A 24,305-nucleotide genomic window follows, 5' to 3' on the forward strand; every position below is an offset into this window, starting at 1 on the left:
GCTTGGGTATCAGGGGAGCTGAGCGACCTCGTTGAGCAGGCCGGTTTCGACGTCGTAGATGAAGCCGCGGACGGCGGTGTCGTGCTCGATGAACGGTGAGGCTCGCAGCGTTGCGATGGCGGCGCGCACGTCGTCGGCGGGGTCTGCGAACGAACAGATGGGCCAGCTTGGCCGGGTGCCCAGGCGCTGGCCGAGGACGTTGCTGAAGGCAGCTTCGTCGAGTCCGCACATGCCGCACTTGGTGTGGTGTATGACCAATATCTCCCGGGTGCCGAGCAGCTGTTGGGAGATGCACAACGACCGGATGACGTCGTCGGTCATCACACCGCCTGCATTGCGGATGATGTGCGCTTCGCCGACCGTCAAGCCCAGCTCTTCCAGCGGATCGATCCGGGCATCCATGCAGGTCACGATGGCCACGTGACGGCTGGGCGGTGCCGCCATGCCGGGTGTTTTGACGGCGTCTGCCACCTGCCGGTTGTGTTCGATCAGCTCGTCTGCCGCGGGGTGGAATTCGGACGACTCCGGTTCGCTGGCTTCGCTGCCTTGGCCCATCAGACAACCTCATCAGTGCACACGCCGGAGCGCTCCGGCGAGCCGGTGGTACGCCCCCTGGGACTTGAACCCAGAACCTGCGGATTAAGAGTCCGTTGCTCTGCCAAATTGAGCTAGAGGCGCATGGTGCCCCGCAAGGCTAACGACGCCCCCCGACACAAGCGGTCGGCGAGCGGCGGGCGGATCGAGGGGATTCGAACCCCCGGCCTCCAGTGCCACAAACTGGCGCTCTAACCAACTGAGCTACGACCCGCACGGGGTGGTCAAGGATGCCACGGGCGGCGCGGCCTCGCTACTGGATTATTGGCGTCCGGTGCCGGTTTTCTGCCGGGAACTGTGCCGACCGCGTACCGTAGGAGCGTGAGCACTCAGACTGTCGCGGCCCGCCAACCACCTGTTGAATACATCCCGCGGATTACGGCCCAGTACATCGGGCTGGGTTACGGCGAGTACCGCTGGGTGCACAGCGAGACGCCGCCGCCGTGGACACCGCTGACCAAGCCGATCGCCGAGTGCCGCGTCGGCCTCGTCGCCACCGGCGGCGTCTATTCGGTAGGCCAGACGGCGTTCCATTACCGCGACGACACGACGTACCGGGCGATTCCCACCGATGTCGACATCTCCGAATTGCGGGCCACGCACTTCGCCTACGACCTGACCGATGCCCGCTCCGACATCAACTGCGTGTTCCCCATCGAGGCCCTGCGTGCGCTGCGAGACGGCGGCGAGATCGGCGAGCTGGGCCCGAACGCCTACACCCTCATGGGCGGCATCTACAGCACCCGGCGTGTGCGCGAGGAGCTGATCCCGGAGCTGGCGAAGCGCTGCGTGACCGACGAGCTCGACGTGGTGCTGCTCGTGCCGGTGTGACCGGTCTGCCATCAGACCGGGGGTCTGATCGCAAGGGCCATCGAGGCCGAAGGAATCCCGACGCTGTCGATGTCGAGCGCACGCGACATCACACGGGCGGCCTGGCCGCCCCGCGCCGCTTACTTGGACTACCCGCTGGGGCGCACGGCGGGCAAGCCGCACGAGCCAGAACTCAACCTCCAGATCCTGCGGGACACCTTTGCTGCATTTGAGAATCTGCGCGTCCCGGGCTCCATGGCCCACTTGCACTACCGCTGGTCGGATTCGGACCGCTGGAAAGACCGGGTCTTCGCGCCGTCCACCAAGGCCGCCGATCTGCCCGAATGCGCCGTGCCGAACGGTGATGAACCGGCGGAAGCGAGCGCCGATGCAGGTGCGGATTCAACCGGTGGCGGCGATTACGAGGACGACCGGGTCGAGCGTCACCCGACGCCGCAATACCAGACCGACGAGGACGCGGCAGCGGCTCGCGCCAGCCACGACGGCGAAGAATGCCTCGTCTGCGCGGGCATCGACTACTGAGCCGGACTTCGGCCGCTGATGAGTGAGCAACCCGAGCGCCGCGCCTCGGTCGGCGCCAAATCCCCGGGGTCAGGCGGCGATTATGACCCCGCGGCCGTGCCCGTGCGTGATGCGGCCACCGTGATGATCCTCTCGGGCGAGAACGATCCCCATGTGCTGATGCTGAAGCGCAACGCCCGCTCGATCTTCGTGGGCGACATGTGGGTGTATCCCGGCGGCGCCGTCGACCCCGAAGATGCCACCCAGATCGCCGACGAGACCGTTTCGGGCCTGACCGATGACGACGCCTCGTTTCAAATCGGCATCGAGCGGGGCGGCATCGCCTTCTGGGTTGCGGCCCTGCGGGAGACCTTCGAGGAAGCGGGCATCTTGCTCGCCCATCACGACCACCCGGTCGGTGTGGAGGATCCCCGCGATCTGCCGTCGGGCATTATCGACCTTTCGCCGCCCGATGTGGCCGAGCGGTTCTCCCAGTACCGGGACGAGGTCAATGCCGGCGAGCGGGACTTCATCGAGACGGTGCGCAACGAAGACCTTCTGCTCGACGGCGACAACGTCTATTTCATCGGCCGCTGGGTGACGCCGCTGGGCTCGCCTCGCCGCTACGACACACGGTTCTTCCTGACGGCCATGCCCGACGGCCAAGTGCCGCTGCCCGATCACGACGAGGCGGTCGAGCACCAGTGGGTTCGCCCTGCGGATGCGATCCGGCGCAACGAGACCGGCGACATGGTGATGATGACGCCTACCATCGGCATGCTGCACCGCCTTGCCAGATTCGGAACGGTGGCCGACGCGGTCGCTGCCGCCGGCAGGGGCACGCCTGGCGACGACGAGCACGTGCGGATCCGTTACGACAACGAAGGGCCGCACCGGATCGCCTTCCCCGGCGACCCCGACTACCTCGAATCCGACGGCCGCACCGAGATCGGCATCCTGCGCTGGCCGTCGCGCTAGCCAGTCGATTTTCGATATCCGACATGGCCGAAGTGTTGAATTTCGCTTGAAAGAGTGGGGAGCAAGACGTGTCGATGCCCGGAATCTGGACGGAAGACGATGACGGCTGGGTGCTGAGCCCGCCGGCGGGTTTTCCGGACGAGGCCACTCTGCACGATCTGATCGAACAAGCGCCTGAGATGCTGCCGCTGTCGGGCGCACCCCAACTTCTGATCCTCGGCAAGGAAGCGCCGCTCGGCTCGGGTTTCGCAGATCTGGTCGGCGTCGAGACGTCAGGTAGGCCGGTCATCATCGAGGTAAAGCTCGCCCAGAACAACGAAGCCCGGCGGGCGGTGGTCTCGCAGATCTTGGCGTATGCGGCGAGTTTGCACGGAATGACGCGGGAGCATCTTGAGGAGCGCTTCGGCAGCTACCTGAAAGCCCGCGGTCATGACTCGCTGGAGGCGGCGGTGAGCGCGACCGAAGGCGGCGCCTTCGATTCTGACGAGTTCACGGAGTCTCTCGATGAGCATCTTCGCGAGGGACGATTCCGGCTTGTTTTCGTACTGGACTCGGTACCGCCAGAACTGATGACGCTGGTGGCGTACTTGGAACATGTCACTGACAAGCTGGTCATCGACTTGGTTGCAGTCAACGCGTTCGACATCAGCGGGAGTTCGGTCGTGCTCCCTCAACGTGTGACGCCTGAACGGCACGAGGTGACTGTCGAACGAACTCGCCGTCAGGATTCCGGCACGCTGTACACCGGAAGCGAGCGGTTTGAAGCCACTATCAGTTCGGTTCCTGATGAATCGCAGGCACGGCTGCACCGCTTACTCGAGTGGGCACGCGACCTGGAGCGACAAGGCCTTGTCAGGCTCTCAACGTACGAAGGAAAGGGGGCGAAGCGTCACACCCTCCTGCCTCGACTCATGGGCGACAATGTCGGGCTGGTCACGATCTGGAACGACGGCGGGGCGTCTCTCCAGTTCTGGCGCAGTGTGTTCGAGAAGAGGGCGCCGCATTTCATCGGACAGATAGAGGAACTGGCCGACGTCCAGATCGGGAAGGGCAACACCGTTCGGGATTTCAACGACGAGCTGTTGGCCGCTCTCACCGAGGCGTATCGCGACGCGTCGCAGGCGGAGATGACCTGACGAGATCGTCGTGTGGCCGACGATTCATCGTGCTGGCGCGGTTGGTTGTGTCGACGCAGGCGCGCAGTTCTGGCTGTGACAGCCGGGATTGTCGAGTCTCCCGACGAACGCAGCTAGTCCGGGCCGGCGATGAGCCACTCGCTGCCGAACCGCACAGCTTTGGGATCGGGCCGGCCAGATCCGCCGATGCTGCCGTCGGGCAAGACGAACCGGTGAGCGACTGCAATCCGCTCTCCGCCATCGAGGTACACGACCCGCTCGCTACGGGTGCCGGGCGGCTGTCCCGAGGACGGGCTGGCTGTACCGCTGCTTTGCACCAACTCAGCAACTTCACCTGACTGAACACGAGGTAGCACGTAGTTATTGAAGATGGGCCGGACCTCGGTGGGCGACGTGTGTGAGTTCTCTGTCATGGCTACGAGTAGGAGAAGGCGCGCACTTGGCGGTTCCGACATGCTGGCGATGCGTCCTGTGAGCGCTCTGCGAACATCCTGATCCAGCGACGGCGAGCGGCGAAATCGATTTTCGGTGGGAGCCGATGGGCAGCGCCGGGTACCGTTGGATTCGTGACTGGCTCGGCCCCTCGATCGCTACCCAGCCGGAACACCGCCGAGGACAGCACGCGCGATGTTGTCGAGGCGTGGTTGCATGCAGGAGGTTCCGACCCCCTTGCGCTTCAAGCGGACCTGACGGCCGCGTTCATCGCGGGCGACGAAACGGCGTTGGGCTTCGAAGTGTGGCGATTGGTGTGTGAAGCCAACGAGACCGGTTGGGCGGACGATCGGCTGTGCGAAGCCTTGTCACGTGCACTGGCTGATGACATGCAACAGGCAGCGGCGGGGGCAAGCCTGAGCGATTGACGCTCGCATGTGCCGATGCGCTATGGCAGCGAGGGTCAGCTTGCGAGTTCGCGGTCCTGCTCTATGAAGGACTTGATGGTGTTCTCGGCGAGGATGCTGTAGTCGGCATCGAGCACCTCGAACATCCGCCCCGTGGGCTCGTGCATCGAGAACAGCACAAGTGAGCCCTCAGGGCCGCCACGCTCCATGTGCACGTCACCGCCCGGGCCACTGCAGTACGTGCCGGCGGGCCGGACATCGTGGTGCACCTCATTGCCGTCGACGTCGATGTCGATGACGTGATGCTCACCCTCGAGCACCAGCGAGGTGGTTGTCGCCACGTGGCGGTGGAAGTGGCAGTAGGCATCGGGCGCCCAGCGAATAAGCAGGTCGAGCCGCCCGACATCTTCCTGATGGCCGAGCACGGCGATGTCGTAGTCGATCGGATAGTCGAAGCGCGGTCCACCCTCGTAGTGGATCCACTGGAGTTCGTTGGTGTCGAAGCGGAAGCCAGGGTTCTTCTCGGTCACGTTCGGTTCCCTCCAAGGGACGGCGCCATGGGTAGGCCGGACTCCCGAATGTACTGATGAGGCCCATTGCTGCGCGGCAGCACCCTTGGACCGGCAACGCTTCGGTGGCAGGATGGCGCTGGGTCGTCGTGGCCCGAGCCCCCGTGGCGCAACTGGACAGCGCAGCGGGCTTCTATCCCGCCGGTTGCAGGTTCGAGTCCTGCCGGGGGCGCATCTGGGCATCGCGCCTTAGACCATTTGAACTTTCACCAGCTCGACAGCGCAGTACATGTTGCGCAACTCCCCAAGACTCTGCAGAGCTCGGACTTTCGAGAAGAAAAAGAGATCATCCGTGAGCGTTCCGCGCTTGGGCGTTGCAACGGCGTAGACGAGCGTGGTGTTCGTCAGATCCGGCGGCAGCGTCGGAATCAGTCTGTGAACCTTGTCCCGATAGCTCTGATCGTTCCGATACATCTCGATTGCCACGGTTCCCTGCGCCCATAGATGGCTGAGCGTGGCTGAGTCAGACATCCGCTTGACATGGACCAGAGACTTGGAACGGGAATTCCATAGGTCGCCGAACTCGTTCTTCTGGTTCGGCCCGCCAAAGTGGATCATGTTTCTATCTATAACTTGGGGGATTACATACGTGACTAAGCACCGGCGCTGAACGGTCGCAGTCGCTCCCGTAGTTGCTGCTCGAAGTCAGCTCGCGGGATCGGGGTAGCTGCCAGCAGTTTCTCGCATGACGCTTCGAGCGTCAGCACTTCCCAGTGTCGCCGGGCTAGCTGCCCGTCCACGACTTCGGGCACCAGCCAGATCACGTCGCCTGCGTCTAGGTCATGCGACGGGGCAGCCGATGGGCCACCTATCGAGTCGAAGAACGGGCGGTCCACGGCTACGGCGATCTTCGATCCCCACCTGCGCAGCGTGGGCACCTTGACCTGTAGCTGCGGAGCGAGCCGCTTGGCCGACGATGAGCGCCAGTCGGGGCGGCGCACCCCGTTGGGGTACAGCGGCTCGGTGCCTTCGTCTCGCAGGTACCGCACGAACTCATCGTCCATGCCCGGCCCGGAGAAATAGACGGCCTGAATCTCTAGCCCGAACCAGCGAAGATCGTGCTGCTCGGTGGCTACCACTAGGTCGATCTTGCCGGCCGGCTTGCCGGTGTTGCCGACCATGAACGGCACTTCGCGGGCGAGCATCGCATCGGCACCGAAGCCGACGATCTCGTTCAGCCATTCGAGCAGCAGGTGGTCTTGCTCGAAGCGGCTGGGGCACATGATGACGGTTCGCCCGGCTGCGGACGTGATGCGCCCGCGGTGTTCGTCGTACTGCCGCATAGAGCACACCCCGCCCGTCTTGTTGCACGGACCGGGCCGGTAGGGGCATGGCCGCTCGCGGCGGTTCACAGCGGCGTCAGCGTGGTCTCTGCGCTCTGTGGTGGTCAGGTCGAGCAGGTCGTGGCCGTACCACTCCGCGATCCCGTAGCGGGTCACGCGAACAGGCGGTCCCGTGTGATGACCAGCTCAGAAATGCGGGTGTTGTGCCCGTTGCTCATCTCGACAGTGACCGCGTGGAAACGGTGCTCAGCGACAAGCTCGGTGATCTCGTCGCAGCAGTCGTAGGTCATCAGAAAGTCGGTGCCCGCAGCGGCAAGCGTCTCGAAGATGCGCCGGTGATCCACCGCGTTGTGCGCGTACAGGCGGCTGCCTGCCCGCTTGCCGCCCGCCGTGTACGGGGCATCCACGAACATTCGCACTCCGTCGATGTCGGCTGTCATCTCCAGCACCGCGGCACCGTCGCCTTCGCAGAACGTGAGCCGGTCCGCGTGCTCAGAGATTGCAGCGAGCCGCTTGGCGAGCGTCTCGGGGTACCACCGCGAAGCGATGCCGTTGCCGTTCTCGCCGGATCGGGTGAGCGACGCGCCCGGTGCGAGCACCCCGCCGCGTCGGGTGCGGTTCAGCACCAGCGTGCGGAACCCGTGAGCCACGACACACGCGGGGCACTGCTGCTCTAGCTCGGTGACGCTCTCGCGGGTCACGTCGAAGGTCAGCACCCGCTCGGCCAGTTCGTCGCCGTGCATGAGCGCGGCACGCCACAGTGCCGCTACGTCGCGGTCTAGGTCCACCATCAGCGCACGCTCGGCTAGCCCTTCCATCACGGCGGTGAGCGACACGATGCCGCCACCGGCGAATGGCTCTACGAGCACCCCGCACGGCTCAGCTAGCCAATGCCGAATGTGGGGGATCAGCCACGTCTTGCCGCCGGGGTACCGCAGCGGGCTGCGCTGGGGCACTGACGCGACGTTGACGGCGGGGATGCTCGACACGGCGATCTCTGCGGGCCGCTGCCGGAACAGCCCTTGCGCTATGCGCTCGGGTGGCGTGTCGATGACGGGCAGGGTGATCTCTCGCTTCATGGGGGGTTCCTCCTACCACGGCTCGCCGTAGTCCGGCTCGGCCACGGTGCCGGGCAGCGCGTTCGCTGTCAGGGCTGCGTAGGTGAGCCGCTTGCCGTTCATGCGGGCGACAGTCTCGCTCATCATCGTCGCCGTGTCTTCGGGACGCAGATTGTGACGGGTGGCGAACTCAGCGACGTAGCGCTGCAAGTGCTTCGGGCTGATGTGGTGGAACGTGCCGTGGTAGCCGCGCTTCAACAGCGCCCAGAAGCTCTCGATGCCGTTCGTGTGTGCCATGCCGCTGACGTACTCGCTGACACTGTGCCGCACGGTCTCGTGCGGGTGGGGGATGCCCAGATAGCCCTTGTGGTCATCGGTGTAGACCGTCGCGCCTTGGGCAGCAGCCGAAGCCACGAAGCTGTGCAGCGTCGCCTTGTCAGTGCCTGAGATCACCCGAGCCGACACGTTGCCCGTGGCCCGGTCCTTCGCTCCCGCTACCGCGGTCTTGTCGATCCCGCCGCGGCCCGTGATCCTGCGCTCACGGTCCACCGCGTGCATGTTCTTCGCCTTGCCGCCCACGAACGTCTCATCGACTTCGACCGGTCCGGCCATGTCGCCGCCCATGTCCGACCACGCTTCGCGCAGCCGCTGAGCGAGGAAGTAGGCCGACTTCTGCGTGATGTCCAGGTCGCGGTGCAGCTTCATGCTCGACACGCCTTTCAGCGAGGTCGCCCACAGGTAGATCGCTATCGCCCACTTGCGCAGCGGAATCTTCGACCGGTGCATCACCGTGCCCGACCTGACGCTGAAATGGCGACGGCATGAGCCGCACCAGTACGGCAGCGGCTTGCCCGACTTCGTGGCGTTCAGCCGATCCTTCGAGCCGCACAGCGGGCAGCAGTGTGGCTCGCCCGCCTTGCCCCACCGCTGTTCCTCGAACCAACGCTCCGCTGTCTCATCGTCGGGGAACATTTCCACGATCTCGATGAGCGAGATTCCCTTGCGGAAGCTCTTGCCGGGGGCCTTCGTGTGTTCTGCCATGTCCCTAGTGTCGCAGGGGGGTGTGACATGAATAAGCGTACTCTGCTTAGTCAGCTATATAATCCCGATAACTTGCCATTGACGCAGTTCAGCAGCCGATTGATTGTATTGCGCCTCGGTCATTTTAGGCTGCCAATCCGGCAGTGAGTGACGACGACTATTCTTGACGAGGTGCTGTATCTCGCTGTTGACCTTTTGCACATAGCCATCATCAATGGAGAACCACTGGTTTGTGAGCAAGACATAAGTGGAAGCATTATGATGTACTTCCGCAGTGATGTATCGACTGAGCGATTCTGCCGGTCGTATGATTTCCCCGTCCTTGTCGACGATACGAATCTTGACTTTAGACAGGATCTCCGACGACTCCACAGACCACTCATCCAGAATTTGATAAACTTCCGGGAGGTTCAGTTCATCAATTGTCTGAGATTTTCGGACGTGACTGATGACGAAGCGACCGAAACTCTCTTCGTCCAATACGCCGGGGACAGCGAGCGACACTCGCTGCGAATCGCGATCGGCGATGAGTGTCTCGAGTTCCCTATTGAGGACACTAATCTGCGCATCTCCAGTCCTGAGCGGTCGGTAGTTGTCAATGAATCCGAACGATTCCTTGTACTCGGTCGCCGTGAACCGCTCGAGGAACTCAGCCGCACGCTCGGCGAGATCGTCAATGCCCCAGGTAACGCTGACCTGCAAGGAGTCAGATCCTGCAAGTCGACTGGCCCACGACTCAGCATCATCACCAACCGTTGGTGCGCCCGCGAGATACTGAATCAGTTCACGATCTACAGTGACGCCCAGGTCGCCTATGGCGCTTCCTCGTGAGATTTGCGCGCGCGTGGTCCTACTGATGACATCTGTTGTGCGCGTATCAACGGTCTGGATAGCGAGGGGGTCGATGCAATTGGCGACGACACGAATGCCGAATCTGGGTTCAATGCTATTCGGCGGTATGAGGTGGTAACCGTTTCCATGCGAAATGGCCCAGATTCGTTCGCATGCCTCAAACAGAAGTACAAACGAACTTGCTTGGTTCTTGAGGTTTCCGAGCTTGAAATGGTCACTCAGATGCTGGGCCCAACTCGGAGTATTCGACTTGTTTCGGACGACATAGGCCAAGTGCGGATACTTCAGAGTCGACGCTTGCGGTAGCTCGATGAGCCTCGTGCCCTTCGGAATGCGGAGAATTGAGCGTTGGAATTGAGTGCCCTCGAGAAACAGATACAGCGAAACATGCCACGTCTTGTTCGCCATGACCTGGACCATATCGGCCCAAGGCGCTTCATTGAGCGCTCGGACGTAGTCGACGGGTACGGGTCAGTCTCAGGCCTTGTGCCGAAGCGTCAGGACCCGCGTGCGGCCGACGAGTTCGCGGGCTATCTGCGTGATCCCTTGGACCAGCGCCAGTTGGGTGGCAGGATGGCTCGGGGTCCGCGTGGCCCACGCCCCCGTGGCGCAACTGGACAGCGCAGCGGGCTTCTATCCCGCCGGTTGCAGGTTCGAGTCCTGCCGGGGGCGCATCTGGACCTTCCCTTGAGCCTTGCGGGCCTTTCGTTCGGCTTTGCGAGCAGCCTTGTTCGTGAACGCGTTCTCGAGGTCACTGCCCTCGAACTCGTCAGGCACCTCGCCAGTCGTCGCGTAGAGGTACAGCGCCATCTTGAAGATGCCGACGATGGCCGACATGGCCACAATCACCGTCAGCAGCCATGCCACGCCGACAAGGACGCCGAGCACCAGCGCCACCAGGTTTCCCAACCAGACGCCGACGACCACGGCCGCAAGCATCAGCACCAGACCTGGCAAGAAGAGGAGGAAGCTGATGAGCTCGAATCCCACTTGGGCGATGAGGCTCTTTCCCCACGTCTTGCGGAACAGGCCGAAGGAGCGCTTGCATGAAGCAGCGGGGCCGGTCTCTTCCACCACCAGTACCGGCACGACGAGGAAGGTGACGAAGTACCAGATGCGCTCAAGTACCCAGGCCACGATCAATGCCCCGAGGGCGGCGAACTGACCGATCACGGGGATCTGGCGACCGGCCTGTTCCATGTGACGCAAGAACATGGGCAGCCGGTACAACAATTCGAAGACGAACCCAACCAAGCCGGCGAGGATGGCCCACGGCACGATGACGTGCAGACGGGCTTTGGCGGCCGCCATGCAGCCGTCGAAGGTCGGCGTTCCGCCTTGGAGACTCTCCCAAGCGCCGTAGGTCAGCGCGGCGGTGAAGAAGACCGACACAAATGTGCTCAGCAGGACGGACACCAAGAGCCCGATCCACAGCATGGGCTCAGCAGCCCATGTTCCGGGATCGTCGACCGTGGCGGTATTGAGCCCGCCGGTCGCAATCCATACCGCTGCCCACGTCACAACGCAGATGACGGCCACGGAAGCCAGCGTCAGGGCCGGGAAGGCCATGAGGAACCTGTCACGCTTCAGAACTCCGTACGACCTTGAGGCCAGGATCCTCGTCCGGCTCCAAGTGCTCCTCAGCTCGCGGAAAATGGCCATTGTGCTGACCCTAACAGCGGCCCTTGGTGAGGGCCGTGGACAATTCGCTGGCCAAGGCCGCGGTCACGTCCCGCCGTGATGCCCGTCGTCGTTCCCGGTCGGCGCCTCGGTATTGGCCGCTCTACAGGACCGGGCGGCGACGCAAATCGCTATGGCGTCCCCGGCCAACGCGGGTAGGTTCACCGGATGCCGCACGGCTCAGTATCCGACGCTGACGCTGCTTCGAGCACCCCTGCCGGGGCTGAGGTGCTGTCCATCGCAGCCACCAACGGTGCCGTCACCGACCAGCAGGTGGACACGGACCGCATCGAGAAGGCAGTCCGGGAGATCCTGCTCGCCATCGGCGAGGACCCCGATCGGGACGGCCTGCAGAAGACGCCCAAGCGCGTCGCCCGCATGTATGCAGAAGTGTTCGCTGGCCTGCAGGAAGACCCCGAGCATCACCTGAAGGTGCAGTTCGAGACCGGTCATGACGAGATGGTCATGGTGCGTGACATCCCCTTCTATTCGATGTGCGAGCACCACCTCATGCCGTTCGTGGGCCGTGCCCATGTCGCCTACATCCCTGGCGAGCGAGGCATGATCACCGGCTTGTCGAAACTTGCCCGGCTGGTGGAGGCCTACGCCCGCCGGCCGCAGGTGCAAGAACGCCTGACGACCCAAGTTGCCGACAAGTTGATGGAGGTGCTCGAGCCTCGGGGCACGCTCGTGGTTGTCGAGGCCGAGCACCAGTGCATGTCGATGCGTGGGGTGCAGAAGCCCGGGTCGCTCACCATCACCTCGGCGGTGCGAGGGCAGTTCCGCAACACCGCTACCCGTGCGGAGGCGATGCACCTCATCGGCGTCGGCCGCTAGCAGGCACATGCCGCGCCATCAGCCGGGTCGCGGGCACGGCGCTGGCCCAAGACACGTCCTGCGTGAGCGCAAGCGGTAGATGAGACTGAGCGCCGACGCACTCGCCGGCCCGCCCGAGTTGGGGCGCAGCGTCTTGGTGCATTCTGGCGACGCCGTCCCCGAGGCATGGTCTGGCTGCGAACGGGTGCGGGTCAGCTTGGGCGACATCAGCGCGGCGACTGGCCGCCGGTTGCGTGAGGCTTGGCTGGGGCGGAACCGGCTGGTCATCGAGCTCGACGGTGAGTTTCCCGAACCGTCGCCGGTGTGGCAGTCACCTTGGTGGGAACTTTCGCCGGGGATGACCATGCGATCGGAGGTCCTGGCGCACCTGATCACCGCCAACGCCGTCGACGCACGGCAACCCGGGCAGGCCCGGTTCGCTCCCGTCGAGGCGGCGCTGCGGCTCGGCGCCGCGCCCGGGTCGAACACGCGGACCGAGAGCGATGGCGATGTGTTCGGCGATGTGGTCACTGACGCGGGGCCGGTGTGGTGCGACGGTGGACCGCTGGAGGCGTTCGAACTGGCTGCACCGGTAGTACCTGCGGCCAATCTGGCGGCGGGCAGCCTGCGCGGGGTCCAGCCGGCCGAGCCACGGGCCGACTTGGCGGCGGATCAACATGCGGCTGTCGGCCACCTGGGCGGCGCTGCGTGCATCGTTGCGCCGGCAGGTTCGGGCAAGACCCGGGTGCTCACCGAGCGGGCCCGCTATCTCGTGAGGGACCTGGGGGTTGCCGCCGGGGCCGTGTGCTTGGTGGCGTTCAACGTCCGGGCCCGCCGCGAGATGGAAGAGCGCACTCGTGACCTGGCCGGACTACAGGTGCGGACCCTGAACAGCATCGCCCTAGCCGTCTGCAACGGCACTGGCCCCTTCGTCCGCCCGGCGGGCCGGAGCCGGGTCGAGGTCATCGACGAGATGGGTGTGCGAGATCGCCTTGACGGCCTCGTCAAGCGTCGTCGGCGGGCGATGACCGATCAGCTCGCACCGTGGCTGGAGGCACTGAGCGCCTCCCGGCTGGGGCTGCGCGACCCGGCAGATGTCGAAGGCGACTTCCAGCCTGACGTGCCGGAGTTCTCGACGTTGGCGCCGCGCTATGTCGAGGACTTGTCGGCCGACGGATTGGTCGACTTCGACCAGCAGATCATCGGGGCGATCGAGATCCTGCTGGCCGACCCGGCAGCTCGCGCGGCCGCACGCCGTGCCTGCGGTGCGCTGCTGGTGGACGAATTCCAGGACTTGACCCCCGCTCACCTGCTGATGATCCGGTTGCTGGCGGGTCCCTGCGCCGACGTGTTCGCTGTGGGCGACGACGACCAGACGATCTACGGCTACGCGGGCGCATCGCCCCAGTGGCTTATCGACTTCGACAAGTACTTTCCCGGCGCAGCACGCCACCACCTGAACATGAACTACCGCTGCCCGGCACCCGTGGTGGGCGCCGCAGTCAACCTGCTGTCGCACAACCAACGCCGCATCGACAAGCAGATCACCGCGCCAGGGGAGAGCATCGGCGACGCTGTGGAGTTGTCTGCCGACGATTCAGCGTCGACGACGATGCCGGACGCTGGACACGACAGCGGCCCGAGCGCCGCCGCCAACTGTGACGAAACGGCACTCGCCGTCAGGACCGGGCCGGAGGCGGCTGCGGCACTGCGGGAGACCGTGGCAGCCCTGATCGACGGCGGGGTCCGGCCATCGGACATCGCGGTGCTGACGCGAGTCAACAGCACGCTGCTCGTGCCGCAGATCGTGCTCGGGGAAATGGGCGTGGCAGCAGATGCTCCGCTGGGCCGCGGGTTCATGGAGCGCACCGGTGTCGCGGGCGCGCTGGCGTGGCTCAGATTGGCCGTCGCGCCCCGTCACGCGCTGCCCGGCGGAGCGCTGTCGGACGCGGCGCGCCGGCCGCCGCGTGGAATCTCGCCTCGCGTGATCGAGTGGATCGGCGAGCAGCGCAGTCTCGGCGCTTTGCGGGCGCTGGCGGGCCGTCTCAGCGACGACCGCACGGCGACCAAGATCGATGAGTACGCAGACGACATCGACATGCTGCGGCAGCGAACGGCAAACGAGCGGCTCTCCACCGAGGCCATCCTGGAGATCGTTCGGGATGAGCTGGGCTTGGGTTACAGCCTCGACACCCGCTTAGACGCGTCGCGCCGCTCCGTGGACAGATCCGCTCACGGCGACGACCTGCGAGCGTTGATTTCGGTGGCCCACTTGCATCCCGACCCGGCCGGCTTCGCTGCGTGGTTGGCTGACCGTCTGTCAGGATTCGGCGCCTCGGACACAGCCGGCTTCGGCAATGACGACGCCCGCTTGCCACGCGGCGCAGTCCCGGCGAACCCGGCGCGGCAACCGGGTGTCCGGCTCGCGACCGTTCACCGGGTGAAGGGCCTCGAATGGCCGCACGTCATCGTCTATGAGGCCTCGGAGGGCCTGATGCCGCACCGCCTCGCTCCCGATGTCGAGGAAGAGCGCCGCGTCTTCCACGTGGCGCTGACTCGCTGTGCTACCTCCGTGACCTTCATCAGCGACGATCCGCCGTCGCCGTTCCTGGCCGAGCTCAGCGAACTCGCACCGCCGCTACCAGTCGAATCCGAGTTGGCGCAAGACGGCGGGGTGAAGGAAGCATCCTCGGGCGGTCCCGGTTCCCCAGGTGGTGTCGGTACCGACGATCCAGCGGTTCTGCCGGGCACCGGCTCGCGGCCAGCGGCCCGGCGACCAAAGCCCGAACCGCCGACCGATCCGAGCGATGCGGCGCTGTTCGAAGCGCTGCGCGCGTGGCGCCTTGAGCGGAGTCGCGCAGACGGCGTACCGGCGTATGTCGTGTCAGCGGATGCAGTGCTCATCGCGCTCGCCACGCAGCGTCCCCGCACCGACGCTGAGCTTCTCGCCGTACCGGGCATCGGACCGGCCAAGCTCGAGTCCTACGGCGCAGAGATGCTGGCCCTCATCGCCGAACACGCCTGAGCCAAACGCCCAGAGACGTTGGGGGTGTCGGACTCGAGGCCGGCGTCGTATCAGACGGCGAGTGGGCCTTGGCCGGCGAGGAACCTTTGCGCCATCACCATCAGCACCACCCAGTATTCGGCACCCGGCACGAAGTCGTCGAGCGTCACTTCGAGCGTGACCTCGCTGGCGCCGGCATGCCCGGCTGACGAGATGCCCTGCACCGTGATCGAAGGCGCGCCGCCGAACAGCGCGAGCAAGTCGGCGATGGGCGTGTCGAGCACCGCGTCGACCTCGTCGCGAGCCAGCACATAGTCGGTGAGCGGGCGGTCGTCGCGCAGCAGGTACACACTGGTCAGCTCGCAATTCAACCTGCCCTCCCCGCTGTCATCGGCCAGCCTGCGAACGCCCAGCGACACGAGATCGGTGCTGGCGGGGGACAGGCCGAGCTCTTCTTCGAGCTCCCGCACGCCGTCGAGCGGTGTCTCACCTGCGGCGAGATGTCCGGCCGCACTGACGTCGATCAGCCCCGCAAAGGCCGCCTTGGCGCGAGAACGCTGCTGCAGCACCGCGGTCGGCACGCCGTCGCGCAGCGTCACGATCTGGCAGTGAAACACCCGGTGCCACTCGCCGCGTTCATGCACTTCATCCCGTGGGGCGGTGCGCACGTAGCGGCCCACCTCATCGACGACATCGAGGTGTTCGACACCTGGCGCGCTGTCAGTCACCGCCACATTGTTCCCGCTGGCGCGGCCCGGCAGTGTGCAATCCCGCAGGCCCGAGGCCCGCGGCGGAACATGAAGCTGCTACAGCAGCGCTGTGTACTTGTCGAGGATCGGCAGCACCGTGTCGGCGTCGGCCGGCGGGAGCCCGAGCACCACGCGGGTGCAGCCCGACTCCGCCAAGCTCTCCAGGATCTCCGGCTTGGGGGGCGTGCCGAACTGGCCGAACTCGATCTCATCGGGGTCGCGGCCGGCTTCTATCGCCGACTCAAGGATCTGCTTCATCGGCACGTCGAAGTCGTAGCGGCCCGAGATCGGCATCCAGCCATCGCAGAACTCGACGATGTCGGCGATGGTCTTCGGTCCGGCAGCACCGCCGAGGATGACCTTCGGGCCGCCTTCCTGCACCGGCTTCGGCCACGCCCACGACGAGTCGAAGTTCACCCAATCGCCGTGGAACTCGGCCTCGTCATTGGTCCACAGCTCGCGCACTGCCAGCATCATCTCGCGGGTGATCGCGCGCCGGTCGGTGTACTTCACGCCGTGGTTCCGCAGCTCTTCCTTGTTCCAGCCGTAGCCGATGCCCAAGATGAACCGGCCATTCGAGATCCGGTCCACCGTGGCGGCTTCCTTGGCCAGCCAGATCGGGTCGCGCTGGGCAACGAGCGTGATGCCGGTGCCGAGCATGATGTTCTCGGTAACCGCTGCAGCGGCACCCAGCGACACGAACTGGTCGTGTGTGCGCCAGTATTCCTCGGGCAGTGGCGGCGCGCCCTCGTTGCCCCCCCAGGGCGTTTCGCGGCTCGTGGGAATGTGGCTGTGCTCGGGGAACCACAGCGACTCAAAGCCTCGTTCCTCAACAGCTTTGGCCAACTCGACGGGGCCGATGGCCTTGTCGGTGGGGAACATCATCACGCCGATCTTCACAGTGGTCCTCCTGTAGGTAGGGAAGCGCTTGCGCTCGTGGCCGGTCGCGGCCGCCGCTGAGAGTAACGGGCAGGAGCCGCCGGTGCCCGACTGCTGGGAGGTGCAGGCGCGGGCCGAAGCGGTGCCGGTTCCGCGGCGACGTGGCGTAGCGTTGCGCTGACGCGTAGGGAGCAAGCGTTCGGCTCACAAGAATGGGAGCCGGCAACTGAGATGCCTGACGAGCTGGAGGCACAGTGAAGATCACCATCGACGTCGACAAGTGCATCGGCAGCGGTTCGTGCGAGATGATCGCTCCGGGCATCTTCGAGGTGGGCAACGACGGTCTCGTACAGCTCCTCGAAGACAGCCCCAGCGCCGAACACCACAGCGCCGTGCGAACCGCAGCCGCGAGCTGCCCCACCCAAGTCATCGCCGTCGACGACTAACCTCACCGAGTCGCACCGATTGCCGGCAACGCGAAGCGTCGGCGTCGATCCAATAATCCACGCAGGCCCTCCGTACCGCCAGCGGTACGATCGATCTTCGAAGCAGAACCGTCAGCCCTGCTGACTCAGCTCTTCAGACTCGGGAAGTGGCGCAGCCTGGTAGCGCACCTGCTTTGGGAGCAGGGGGTCGTGGGTTCAAATCCCGCCTTCCCGACTGGCTAGCGCAAGCGAGCTCCGTCTCGCTTGGCGGGAGCTCAGCGGGCGGTGGGGAATCCCAGGTCGACGCCGCGGTCGGCGGGGTCGGGCCAGTGCTCGGTGACGGCCTTGAGCCGGGTGTAGAAGCGGATGCCTTCGGGGCCGTGCATGTGGTGGTCGCCGAACAGCGAATCCTTCCAGCCCCCGAAGGAGTGGTACGCCATCGGCACCGGGATGGCCACGTTCACGCCGACCATCCCAACCGGGGCCTCACGCCGGAAGCGCCGCGCCGCCCCGCCGTCACGGGTGAACAGAGCCACGCCATTGCCGAACTGGTTGTTCTCGATGAGCTCCATCGCCTCTTCGAACGAGTCCACCCGCACCAGGCACAGCACGGGGCCGAAGATCTCATCCTCATAGACCTTCATCTCCGCGGTGACCTCATCGAGCAGCGTGGGCCCGACCCAGTAGCCATCGGGGTGGCCGTCCACCACCAGCTCGCGGCCGTCCCGCTGCAGCACCGCTCCCTCGGTTTCGCCCAGGTCGATGTAGCTCAGCACTCGGTCGCGATGCTCGGCGGTCACCAGCGGCCCCATGTCCATGGGTTCAGCGTCGAGGCCGGGGCCGATGCGCAGCGCGTCGATGCGCTCGCAGATCGCCTCTGACAGGTCGTCGGCAACCCCTCCCACCGCCACGACCACCGAGATGGCCATGCAGCGCTCGCCCGCTGAGCCATAGCCGGCCGACACGGCGGCGTCGGCTGCCTGGCCGATGTCGGCATCGGGCAGCACGATCATGTGGTTCTTCGCCCCGCCGAGCGCCTGCACTCGCTTGCCAGCCATCGACGCCGTGCGGTGCACGTGACGGGCGATGGGCGTGGAGCCCACGAAGCTCACGGCGTCGATCCCCGGGTGCTCGCACAGCGCATTCACTGCATCGGCATCACCGTGGAGCACGTTGAACACTCCGTCGGGCAGCCCGGCCTCGGCGAACAGCTCGCCGATGCGCACCGCCACCGACGGGTCTTTCTCAGACGGTTTGAGCACGAAGCAGTTGCCGCAGGCGATGGCCACCGGGTACATCCACATGGGCACCATCGCCGGGAAGTTGAACGGCGTGATGCCTGCCACCACGCCGACCGGTTGGCGCACCGTGTAGGCGTCGTGCTCGGTGCTGATGTCGTCGGTGCGCTCGCCTTTGAGCAGCTGGCCGACACCGCAAGCGAACTCCACCACCTCGATGCCTCGCCGCATCTCGCCCAAGGCGTCGGCCCGCACCTTGCCGTGCTCGGCCGACACCATCTCTGCCAGCTCCAAGCGGTGCTCCTCGAGCAGCTCGCGGAACGCGAACATCACCGCTGCGCGCGACGAGATGGAGGCCTCCCGCCACCCCTCCCACGCTGTGCGTGCCGCGCTCACGACGGCATCCACATCGCCTGGCGAGGCCATGGGCACCGCGGCGATGACGCTGCCGGCGACCGGGTCGGTCACCTCGAACATCGTCTTCGGCGAGCCCTGCGTGCGCTGACCTCCGATCCAGTGGTCGACCTGCCTCATGTGAGTCCTCCTTGCCGGCAGCGCTCAGCGTCGGGCGAACGTGCCGAATGTCCATCTCCAATAGGCCCTGATTTTCGCAGCCTTGCGGGGTGGGTGGGAACGCTCAGCGGCGGCATCGCGGCCAGCAGGCCGTGGCTAGAGTCCGCGCCCATGAGTGATGTGAATCCCATCCCGGCAGACCGGCCATTCGTCGTGCCCTACATGACCATCGGGGCTCGCGCCGACGGATCGCCAGGCGGCGCCGCCGACGCCATCGAGTGGTACACGGCAGCCTTCGGCGCCCAGGAGACCAACCGCCAGATGGCGCCGGGCGGCGACAAGGTGATGCACGCCGAACTGGTGCTCGGCGACGGCTTGCTCTTCCTGGCTGACGACTTCCCGGAGTGGGGAGGCGAGCCCTCTGCGCCTGCGGCACTGAACGGTTCGACCGTGACGATGCACCGTTACGTCCATGACTGTGACGCGACCATCGAGAAAGCGGTGGCGATGGGCGCGGAGGTGCTGATGCCGCCCGAGGACATGTTCTGGGGCGACCGCTTCGGCAGCATCCGCGACCCGTTCGGGCACAAGTGGTCGATAGCGACCCATATGCGAGATGTGAGCCCAGAGGACATGGAGGCCGCGGCTGCGGCGATGTTCGCCGATGGGCCTCCGGAGGGCTGAGCAATGGCAGTAACTGATTTTGCGGGATGCATCGCCGTGGTGACCGGCGGCGGCACAGGAATGGGGCGTGAGCTTGTTCGCCAGCTCACCGCGGCTGGTGCGCACGTTGCCGCCTGCGATCTCAATACCGACGAACTGGCGCGCACAGCAGAGATGGCCGCCAGCGGCTCAAGCGGAGTGCGCATCACCACGCACCAGTGCGACGTGACTGACGCGGATGCCGTGACGGCATTTGCGGCCGAAGTCGCCGCTTCGCACGACACCGACCACATCAACCTGCTGTTCAACAACGCCGGCGTCGGCGGTGGAGGCAGCTTCGTGATCGACGACCAGCGCGCCGCCTGGGACAAGACCTTCGAGGTGTGCTGGAACGGCGTGCTGAATTGCGCCCGGGCGTTCATGGACATGCTCGTGCGCTCCGAGGCGGGAGCGATGGTCAACACCAGCAGCATTAACGGCTTCTGGGCCACGGTCGGCCCGGGGCTGCCGCACACGTCGTACTGCGCCGCCAAATTCGCCGTGAAGGGCTTCACCGAAGCGCTGCAGGTTGATCTGGCCCTGCACGCACCGCATGTCAGCGCCCACGTGGTGATGCCGGGGCACATCGGCACCTCGATCGCGCTGAACAGCTTCTCCGCCCACGGGGTTGACATTCCCCTCATCCGCAAGAACATGGCGGCTCGGGGGGTCGACCTCGATGCCTTCAGCGACGAGCAGGTCGAAGCGATGCTCAACGACCGCAACACCCGGTTCCGTGACGACGCGCCGACCAGCGCTGGGCAGGCGGCCGAGATCATCCTGACCGATGTCCTGGCCGGCCGCTGGCGCATCCTGGTCGGCGATGACGCCTACGCCATCGACCAAGCAGTGCGAAACGACCCCGAAGACGCCTACACCGAAGCGTTCATCGAGCGCTTGCGCGACCAAGGGCACTTGCAGGTGCTCGGCCGCTAACGCCACGTGGAGTTGATCGTCGGCCCAAGAACCAGGGTCACCCCATTCACCGACCGCGCCGCGGCGGCGGGCATGACCAAGGCGATGGTGTACAACCACACGGTCCTGCCGATCGGCACCGACGATCCCTCGGCGGAGTACCGGGCGCTCACCCAGGCGGCAGCGATCTGGGATGTGGGCTGCGAACGGCAGGTGCAGATTGCCGGGGCGGACGCCCACCGCTTGGTCACCTATCTCTGTGCCCGCGACCTGCGCGACCTGCCGGTGGGCGTGGCCCGCTATGCGCCGATGTGCGATCACGACGGTCGCTTGGTGAACGACCCGATGGCACTGCGCATTGACGAAACGACGTTCTGGCTCTCGATTGCCGACAGCGACGTGCTGCTGTGGGCACGGGCGGTGGCCGGCGAAGGTGGCTACAACGTCGAGGTCACCGAGCCGGATGTCTGGCCGCTAGCGATCCAGGGACCCCGCGCCACAGATGTCGTCGCCGCCGCACTGGGGGAGTGGGTACGCGACATCCGCTTCTTCCGTTTCGTCCGCCACGACCACCGCCCCCAAGGCGGCAGCGACGAGGACTGCATCCCCCTAGTGGTGTGCCGCTCCGGCTGGTCCGGCCAGGACGGCTTCGAGCTCTTCCTGATGGACGGCACCAAAGGCGAGCAGCTCTGGGACCTGCTGTGGGAAGCAGGCGAACCCTTCGGGCTCGGCGTGGGAGCGCCGAACAACCCCGAGCGCATCGAGAGCTTCCTGCTGTCATTCGGCGGCGACACCGATCCCGACACCGACCCCGATGAGGCAGGCATCGGCCGCTTCGTCAGCTTGGATGATGTCGACGGCGGCGGATCGGGCCACGACTTCATCGGCAAAGCGGCACTGCAGGCGCGGAGGGCATCAGGCCGCCAGCGACGACTCGTCGGGCTCGTCATCGAAGGCGACCCCCCGTCACCACTGCGATCACCACGCTCGGTTCAGAGCCCCGAAGGCCACCCGGTCGGCACGCTGCGAGCCCTCGCACGCTCGCCACGCTTCAACGCCAACATCGGCCTAGCACTACTCGACCCACCCTGGTTCGAGCCCGACACCGAGCTCCAAGTCAGCGTCGACAGCACCAACCGAACGGCCACCACGACCTCGCTGCCGTTCAACCTCGACTGACTGGATCGCCGCGCGCCGCTACCCTCGGCCGTCGCCGCGGACGTAGTTCAATGGCTAGAACCTCAGCCTTCCAAGCTGATGATGCGGGTTCGATTCCCGTCGTCCGCTCCAGAGAACCTCAGCCTTCCGAGCTGATGATGCTGGCAGCACATGGTGTGCTGCGGGGGGCTCAGTGATTCCCGTCGTCCGCTCCAGCTAGGCGGCGCGGATCGGACCGTCCTCGAGCACCTGGCGGTTCGCGATCACCTCGTCGATGATCCCGTAGTCCTTGGCCGCGTCGGCATCCATGATGAAGTCACGCTCTGTATCGGTGTGGATGCGCTCAAGATCCTGGCCGGTGTGGTGCGCAATGATCCGCTCGAGTCGCTCACGCATGCGGTCGATCTCCCGGGCCGCCAGCTCGATGTCGGTCGCCTGACCTATCGCCTGCCCGTAGGGCTGGTGCAGCAGCACCCTCGCATTGGGCAGCGCCATCCGCTTGCCCGGAGTGCCCGCGGCCAGCAGCACTGCGGCCGCCGAGGCCGCCTGTCCCAGGCAGATCGTGGTGATGTCGTTGCGGATGTACTGGGTGGTGTCGTAGATGGCGAACAGCGAGCTGATGTCGCCGCCCGGCGAGTTGATGTAGATGTTGATGTCCTTGTCGGGGTTCTCCGACTCGAGGTGGATCATCTGTGCGCACACCAAGTTGGCCACGACGTCGTCGATCGGCGTGCCCAGGAAGATGATGTTCTCCTTGAGCAGCCGGGAGTACAGGTCGTACGCCCGCTCGCCTCGATTGGTCTGCTCCACCACGGTGGGCACCAGGTAGTTGCTGGCGCGGTATCGATCGACGCTGTGGTCTCCCTGAGGACGAGCGTCATGCGAACTTGCGGAGAATTCGGCTGTCACGGTGTGTCCCCTTTGTCGTCAGAGTCTGTGCCGTCAAGATCGTCGTCGGTGTCGTCTGCTCCCCCGACATCGTCAGCCGTGGGAAGTTCGAGCGCCGAACGCTCGATGGTGTCGCCGTCCGGTCCGATGAGTGTGGCGGCTTCAATCGCCCATTGCAGCGCCTTGCTCTTGCAGATCGCTGAGGTCAAGTGTGCAAGCCCGTCGGTCTCGGCGATGACCTCACGCAGCTGGGCGGCGCTGCGGCCGTCAGTCGCCGCCATGCGCTCCAGCTCTCCGTCGATGTCATCGTCGTCGGCTTCCAGCGCTTCGGCCGTTGCCACGGCGCGCAGTGCCAAGTCGAGACGGACGCCGCGTTCGGCGTCGTCTCGCAGCTCCCCGATGAACGAGGCCGGCTCCTGGCCGGTTGCCTCCAGCCACTCCTCGATCGTCATGTTCCGCTGCTGCAGCCCGCTGCCCAGTTCCTGCATGCGGTCCGCGATCGCTCCGCTGACCATGGCGTCAGGAACCGGTCCCTCCACCAGTTCTGCTATCTGCTTCTGCGCCTCATCCCGCAGCACCATGTTGGCCTGCATGATGCGGCCGAAGCTCAGTTGGCGGGCGGTGGCGTCGCGCAATTCGGCAACGCTGTCGTGCTCGGTGTTCTCATCCACCCAGTCGTCGGTGAGTTCGGGCAGCACCAGCTCCGACACCGTGTTGACGGTGATCTCGAAGTCGATCTCCATCTCCGGTTGCACCGGATGCGGCGCGCTGAACGACAAGTCGGCGCCGGCCTCGCAGCCGGTCAGATGCTCGTCGACCTCGGGAACGATGCCGCCGCTGCCGACCTCGTAGAGATAGTCCTGCGCAGCGAGCCCGGGAAGCGGTTCTCCCTCCACCGATCCCTCGATGTCGATCGTGACGCGATCGCCTTGCGCAGCGGCACGATCCACCTCGGCGATATCGGCGAACTGGCGGCGCGTCTCGTCGATTCGGGCATCGATCTCCTCGTCGGTCGGCACCGGACTGGGAATCTCGATCCGCAGGCCTTCGTAGCCCGAGACAGACACCACCGGCCGCACCTCGACGGTCGCTTCGAACGCCACCGGTCCGTCGCTGCCGTCGAGGGTGAGTTCCAGCTCGGGCTGGTTCACCACGTCAACGTGATTGTCACGTACCGCCTCTGCGTAGTAACGGGGCACCGCCTCTTCGAGCGCCTGAGCACGACCGATCTCAGATCCGAAGTGCGACTCGAGCACGCGACGCGGTGCACGGCCCGGACGGAAACCGGGAATGCGCACCTCGCGGGCAAGCTTGCGGAAGGCGGCCTCGATGTCGGTGTCGAATGTCTCGGCGTCGACCTCGACGGTCAGCTTGACGCGAGGCCCGATGAACCTCTCGCTCGCGACCTCGCTGTCGCTCGGGTTGTCCTCGCCGTTGGAGACGTCGGCATTCTCGGCGATTGCGCTCCCGGCGTCGTCACCCGCCGGTGCGTCGGCCCTGGTCGACGGATCGGGTTCAGTAACTGGCGCGGGCCCGATGAAATCCGCTGGATCGAGCGGCGTCAGCGTCGTCTTCACGAAGCGCGGAGCCTACCGGCGCGCCGGCAAAGCCCCGTTCGGTGTCGCCCGCAGCAACGGGCTGCAACCCGTCGTGCCA

At 65.5% G+C, this 24,305-nt stretch carries 24 protein-coding genes and 6 tRNA genes; 14 read left to right on the forward strand and 16 right to left on the reverse strand.

The features are described from left to right. Positions 1-9: 9 nt before the first annotated feature. The 3 genes from ACOGI8_RS05920 to ACOGI8_RS05930 form a co-directional block, all read right to left on the reverse strand. Positions 10-555 carry a beta-class carbonic anhydrase gene (locus tag ACOGI8_RS05920; RefSeq protein WP_419855962.1) on the reverse strand — a complete coding sequence of 182 codons (546 nt, stop codon included), beginning with the start codon at positions 553-555 and terminating at the stop codon, positions 10-12. 46 nt (positions 556-601) lie between these two features. Continuing rightward, positions 602-678, reverse strand: a tRNA-Lys gene (locus ACOGI8_RS05925). 55 nt (positions 679-733) lie between these two features. Further along, positions 734-809: transfer RNA gene (locus ACOGI8_RS05930), tRNA-His, on the reverse strand. Between the two features lie 106 nt (positions 810-915). On the opposite strand from ACOGI8_RS05930, the gene ACOGI8_RS05935 reads away from it, so the two are divergent. From ACOGI8_RS05935 to ACOGI8_RS05950, 4 genes are all read left to right on the forward strand, one after another. Then, entirely contained in the window at positions 916-1,425 is a 510-nt protein-coding gene (locus tag ACOGI8_RS05935; protein ID WP_419855963.1) for a glycine/sarcosine/betaine reductase selenoprotein B family protein, read from the forward strand. Between the two features lie 69 nt (positions 1,426-1,494). Then, entirely contained in the window at positions 1,495-1,947 is a 453-nt protein-coding gene (locus tag ACOGI8_RS05940; protein ID WP_419855964.1) for a hypothetical protein, read from the forward strand. Positions 1,948-1,965: 18 nt separating this feature from the next. Further along, positions 1,966-2,904 (forward strand): NUDIX hydrolase, encoded by a 939-nt coding sequence (locus tag ACOGI8_RS05945; RefSeq protein WP_419855965.1) that lies wholly within the window; start codon positions 1,966-1,968, stop codon positions 2,902-2,904. 110 nt (positions 2,905-3,014) lie between these two features. Continuing rightward, complete coding sequence (locus ACOGI8_RS05950; protein ID WP_419855966.1) at positions 3,015-4,040, forward strand: hypothetical protein; 1,026 nt, start codon at positions 3,015-3,017, stop codon at positions 4,038-4,040. A 113-nt stretch (positions 4,041-4,153) separates the two neighbouring features. Here the strand turns inward: ACOGI8_RS05950 and ACOGI8_RS05955 are convergent, their stop codons facing one another. Together ACOGI8_RS05955 and ACOGI8_RS05960 are read right to left on the reverse strand one after the other, a co-directional pair. Further along, on the reverse strand, positions 4,154-4,453 hold the full coding sequence (locus ACOGI8_RS05955; RefSeq protein ID WP_419855967.1) for a hypothetical protein: 300 nt from the start codon (positions 4,451-4,453) through the stop codon (positions 4,154-4,156). 482 nt (positions 4,454-4,935) lie between these two features. Next, positions 4,936-5,409 carry a cupin domain-containing protein gene (locus ACOGI8_RS05960; protein ID WP_419855968.1) on the reverse strand — a complete coding sequence of 158 codons (474 nt, stop codon included), beginning with the start codon at positions 5,407-5,409 and terminating at the stop codon, positions 4,936-4,938. Between the two features lie 137 nt (positions 5,410-5,546). Here ACOGI8_RS05960 and ACOGI8_RS05965 point away from each other — a divergent pair. Then, positions 5,547-5,620: transfer RNA gene (locus ACOGI8_RS05965), tRNA-Arg, on the forward strand. A gap of 17 nt (positions 5,621-5,637) precedes the next feature. On the opposite strand, the gene ACOGI8_RS05970 is transcribed toward ACOGI8_RS05965, so the two are convergent. Genes ACOGI8_RS05970 through ACOGI8_RS05990 form a run of 5 tightly spaced genes read right to left on the reverse strand, consistent with a single transcriptional unit; the run spans position 5,638 to position 10,090 of the window. Continuing rightward, positions 5,638-6,006, reverse strand: a complete 369-nt coding sequence (locus tag ACOGI8_RS05970; RefSeq protein WP_419855969.1) for a DUF6119 family protein — start codon at positions 6,004-6,006, stop codon at positions 5,638-5,640. Positions 6,007-6,041: 35 nt separating this feature from the next. Next, positions 6,042-6,887 (reverse strand): NotI family restriction endonuclease, encoded by an 846-nt coding sequence (locus tag ACOGI8_RS05975; RefSeq protein ID WP_419854312.1) that lies wholly within the window; start codon positions 6,885-6,887, stop codon positions 6,042-6,044. Continuing rightward, a complete protein-coding gene (locus ACOGI8_RS05980) occupies positions 6,884-7,810 on the reverse strand; it encodes a DNA adenine methylase (protein ID WP_419854311.1) in 927 nt (308 codons plus the stop codon). Before ACOGI8_RS05980 ends, ACOGI8_RS05975 begins: the two co-directional genes overlap by 4 nt. 12 nt (positions 7,811-7,822) lie before the next feature. Next, on the reverse strand, positions 7,823-8,830 hold the full coding sequence (locus ACOGI8_RS05985; protein ID WP_419854310.1) for an IS1595 family transposase: 1,008 nt from the start codon (positions 8,828-8,830) through the stop codon (positions 7,823-7,825). Positions 8,831-8,884: 54 nt separating this feature from the next. After that, the gene (locus ACOGI8_RS05990) at positions 8,885-10,090 is read right to left on the reverse strand and encodes a DUF6119 family protein (RefSeq protein WP_419855970.1); all 1,206 of its coding nucleotides are present in this window, start codon (positions 10,088-10,090) and stop codon (positions 8,885-8,887) included. A gap of 190 nt (positions 10,091-10,280) precedes the next feature. Here ACOGI8_RS05990 and ACOGI8_RS05995 point away from each other — a divergent pair. Further along, positions 10,281-10,354, forward strand: a tRNA-Arg gene (locus tag ACOGI8_RS05995). Here the strand turns inward: ACOGI8_RS05995 and ACOGI8_RS06000 are convergent. Beyond that, on the reverse strand, positions 10,316-11,344 hold the full coding sequence (locus ACOGI8_RS06000) for a DUF6159 family protein (protein WP_419856371.1): 1,029 nt from the start codon (positions 11,342-11,344) through the stop codon (positions 10,316-10,318). The two genes, ACOGI8_RS05995 and ACOGI8_RS06000, sit on opposite strands and share 39 nt — an antisense overlap. Before the next feature lie 186 nt (positions 11,345-11,530). Between ACOGI8_RS06000 and folE the strand changes: the two genes are divergently transcribed. Beyond that, positions 11,531-12,199 carry a GTP cyclohydrolase I FolE gene (folE, locus tag ACOGI8_RS06005; RefSeq protein WP_419855971.1) on the forward strand — a complete coding sequence of 223 codons (669 nt, stop codon included), beginning with the start codon at positions 11,531-11,533 and terminating at the stop codon, positions 12,197-12,199. 79 nt (positions 12,200-12,278) lie between these two features. Next, positions 12,279-15,203, forward strand: a complete 2,925-nt coding sequence (locus tag ACOGI8_RS06010) for an ATP-dependent DNA helicase UvrD2 (protein WP_419855972.1) — start codon at positions 12,279-12,281, stop codon at positions 15,201-15,203. Between the two features lie 50 nt (positions 15,204-15,253). On the opposite strand, the gene ACOGI8_RS06015 is transcribed toward ACOGI8_RS06010, so the two are convergent. Next, entirely contained in the window at positions 15,254-15,910 is a 657-nt protein-coding gene (locus tag ACOGI8_RS06015; protein WP_419855973.1) for an NUDIX hydrolase, read from the reverse strand. 78 nt (positions 15,911-15,988) lie between these two features. Continuing rightward, positions 15,989-16,831, reverse strand: coding sequence for an LLM class F420-dependent oxidoreductase (locus ACOGI8_RS06020; RefSeq protein WP_419855974.1), 843 nt, complete (start codon positions 16,829-16,831; stop codon positions 15,989-15,991). A 233-nt stretch (positions 16,832-17,064) separates the two neighbouring features. On the opposite strand from ACOGI8_RS06020, the gene ACOGI8_RS06025 reads away from it, so the two are divergent. After that, positions 17,065-17,256, forward strand: a complete 192-nt coding sequence (locus ACOGI8_RS06025; protein WP_419855975.1) for a ferredoxin — start codon at positions 17,065-17,067, stop codon at positions 17,254-17,256. Positions 17,257-17,396: 140 nt separating this feature from the next. After that, a tRNA-Pro gene (locus tag ACOGI8_RS06030) sits at positions 17,397-17,470 on the forward strand. Between the two features lie 40 nt (positions 17,471-17,510). On the opposite strand, the gene ACOGI8_RS06035 is transcribed toward ACOGI8_RS06030, so the two are convergent. Further along, on the reverse strand, positions 17,511-19,007 hold the full coding sequence (locus ACOGI8_RS06035) for a CoA-acylating methylmalonate-semialdehyde dehydrogenase (RefSeq protein WP_419855976.1): 1,497 nt from the start codon (positions 19,005-19,007) through the stop codon (positions 17,511-17,513). A gap of 150 nt (positions 19,008-19,157) precedes the next feature. Between ACOGI8_RS06035 and ACOGI8_RS06040 the strand changes: the two genes are divergently transcribed. The 4 genes from ACOGI8_RS06040 to ACOGI8_RS06055 all read left to right on the forward strand — a co-directional run bounded on the left by ACOGI8_RS06040 (position 19,158) and on the right by ACOGI8_RS06055 (position 21,893). After that, positions 19,158-19,670, forward strand: coding sequence for a VOC family protein (locus ACOGI8_RS06040; protein WP_419855977.1), 513 nt, complete (start codon positions 19,158-19,160; stop codon positions 19,668-19,670). Between the two features lie 3 nt (positions 19,671-19,673). Next, positions 19,674-20,624 (forward strand): SDR family NAD(P)-dependent oxidoreductase, encoded by a 951-nt coding sequence (locus tag ACOGI8_RS06045; protein WP_419855978.1) that lies wholly within the window; start codon positions 19,674-19,676, stop codon positions 20,622-20,624. A 6-nt stretch (positions 20,625-20,630) separates the two neighbouring features. Continuing rightward, positions 20,631-21,782, forward strand: coding sequence for a glycine cleavage T C-terminal barrel domain-containing protein (locus ACOGI8_RS06050; protein ID WP_419855979.1), 1,152 nt, complete (start codon positions 20,631-20,633; stop codon positions 21,780-21,782). A gap of 36 nt (positions 21,783-21,818) precedes the next feature. Next, positions 21,819-21,893, forward strand: a tRNA-Gly gene (locus tag ACOGI8_RS06055). A gap of 84 nt (positions 21,894-21,977) precedes the next feature. On the opposite strand, the gene ACOGI8_RS06060 is transcribed toward ACOGI8_RS06055, so the two are convergent. After that, a complete protein-coding gene (locus tag ACOGI8_RS06060; RefSeq protein WP_419855980.1) occupies positions 21,978-22,670 on the reverse strand; it encodes an ATP-dependent Clp protease proteolytic subunit in 693 nt (230 codons plus the stop codon). After that, the gene (gene tig, locus ACOGI8_RS06065) at positions 22,667-24,226 is read right to left on the reverse strand and encodes a trigger factor (RefSeq protein ID WP_419855981.1); all 1,560 of its coding nucleotides are present in this window, start codon (positions 24,224-24,226) and stop codon (positions 22,667-22,669) included. Before tig ends, ACOGI8_RS06060 begins: the two co-directional genes overlap by 4 nt. Between the last annotated feature and the right edge of the window lie 79 nt (positions 24,227-24,305).

Origin of the sequence: Candidatus Poriferisodalis sp. (assembly GCF_965204195.1) — a bacterium.
Classification (GTDB): Bacteria; Actinomycetota; Acidimicrobiia; order Acidimicrobiales; family Poriferisodalaceae; genus Poriferisodalis.

Bases quoted from the DNA above. Each gene is read 5' to 3' on its own strand.
- ACOGI8_RS05920 (WP_419855962.1), bottom strand. From the start codon at position 555: ATGGGCCAAGGCAGCGAAGCCAGCGAACCGGAGTCGTCCGAATTCCAC.
- ACOGI8_RS05940 (WP_419855964.1), top strand. From the start codon at position 1,495: ATGTCGAGCGCACGCGACATCACACGGGCGGCCTGGCCGCCCCGCGCC.
- ACOGI8_RS05945 (WP_419855965.1), top strand. From the start codon at position 1,966: ATGAGTGAGCAACCCGAGCGCCGCGCCTCGGTCGGCGCCAAATCCCCG.
- ACOGI8_RS05955 (WP_419855967.1), bottom strand. From the start codon at position 4,453: ATGACAGAGAACTCACACACGTCGCCCACCGAGGTCCGGCCCATCTTC.
- ACOGI8_RS05970 (WP_419855969.1), bottom strand. From the start codon at position 6,006: ATGATCCACTTTGGCGGGCCGAACCAGAAGAACGAGTTCGGCGACCTA.
- ACOGI8_RS05980 (WP_419854311.1), bottom strand. From the start codon at position 7,810: ATGAAGCGAGAGATCACCCTGCCCGTCATCGACACGCCACCCGAGCGC.
- ACOGI8_RS05985 (WP_419854310.1), bottom strand. From the start codon at position 8,830: ATGGCAGAACACACGAAGGCCCCCGGCAAGAGCTTCCGCAAGGGAATC.
- ACOGI8_RS05990 (WP_419855970.1), bottom strand. From the start codon at position 10,090: ATGGCGAACAAGACGTGGCATGTTTCGCTGTATCTGTTTCTCGAGGGC.
- ACOGI8_RS06000 (WP_419856371.1), bottom strand. From the start codon at position 11,344: ATGGCCATTTTCCGCGAGCTGAGGAGCACTTGGAGCCGGACGAGGATC.
- folE (WP_419855971.1), top strand. From the start codon at position 11,531: ATGCCGCACGGCTCAGTATCCGACGCTGACGCTGCTTCGAGCACCCCT.
- ACOGI8_RS06010 (WP_419855972.1), top strand. From the start codon at position 12,279: ATGAGACTGAGCGCCGACGCACTCGCCGGCCCGCCCGAGTTGGGGCGC.
- ACOGI8_RS06035 (WP_419855976.1), bottom strand. From the start codon at position 19,007: ATGAGGCAGGTCGACCACTGGATCGGAGGTCAGCGCACGCAGGGCTCG.
- ACOGI8_RS06040 (WP_419855977.1), top strand. From the start codon at position 19,158: ATGAGTGATGTGAATCCCATCCCGGCAGACCGGCCATTCGTCGTGCCC.
- ACOGI8_RS06045 (WP_419855978.1), top strand. From the start codon at position 19,674: ATGGCAGTAACTGATTTTGCGGGATGCATCGCCGTGGTGACCGGCGGC.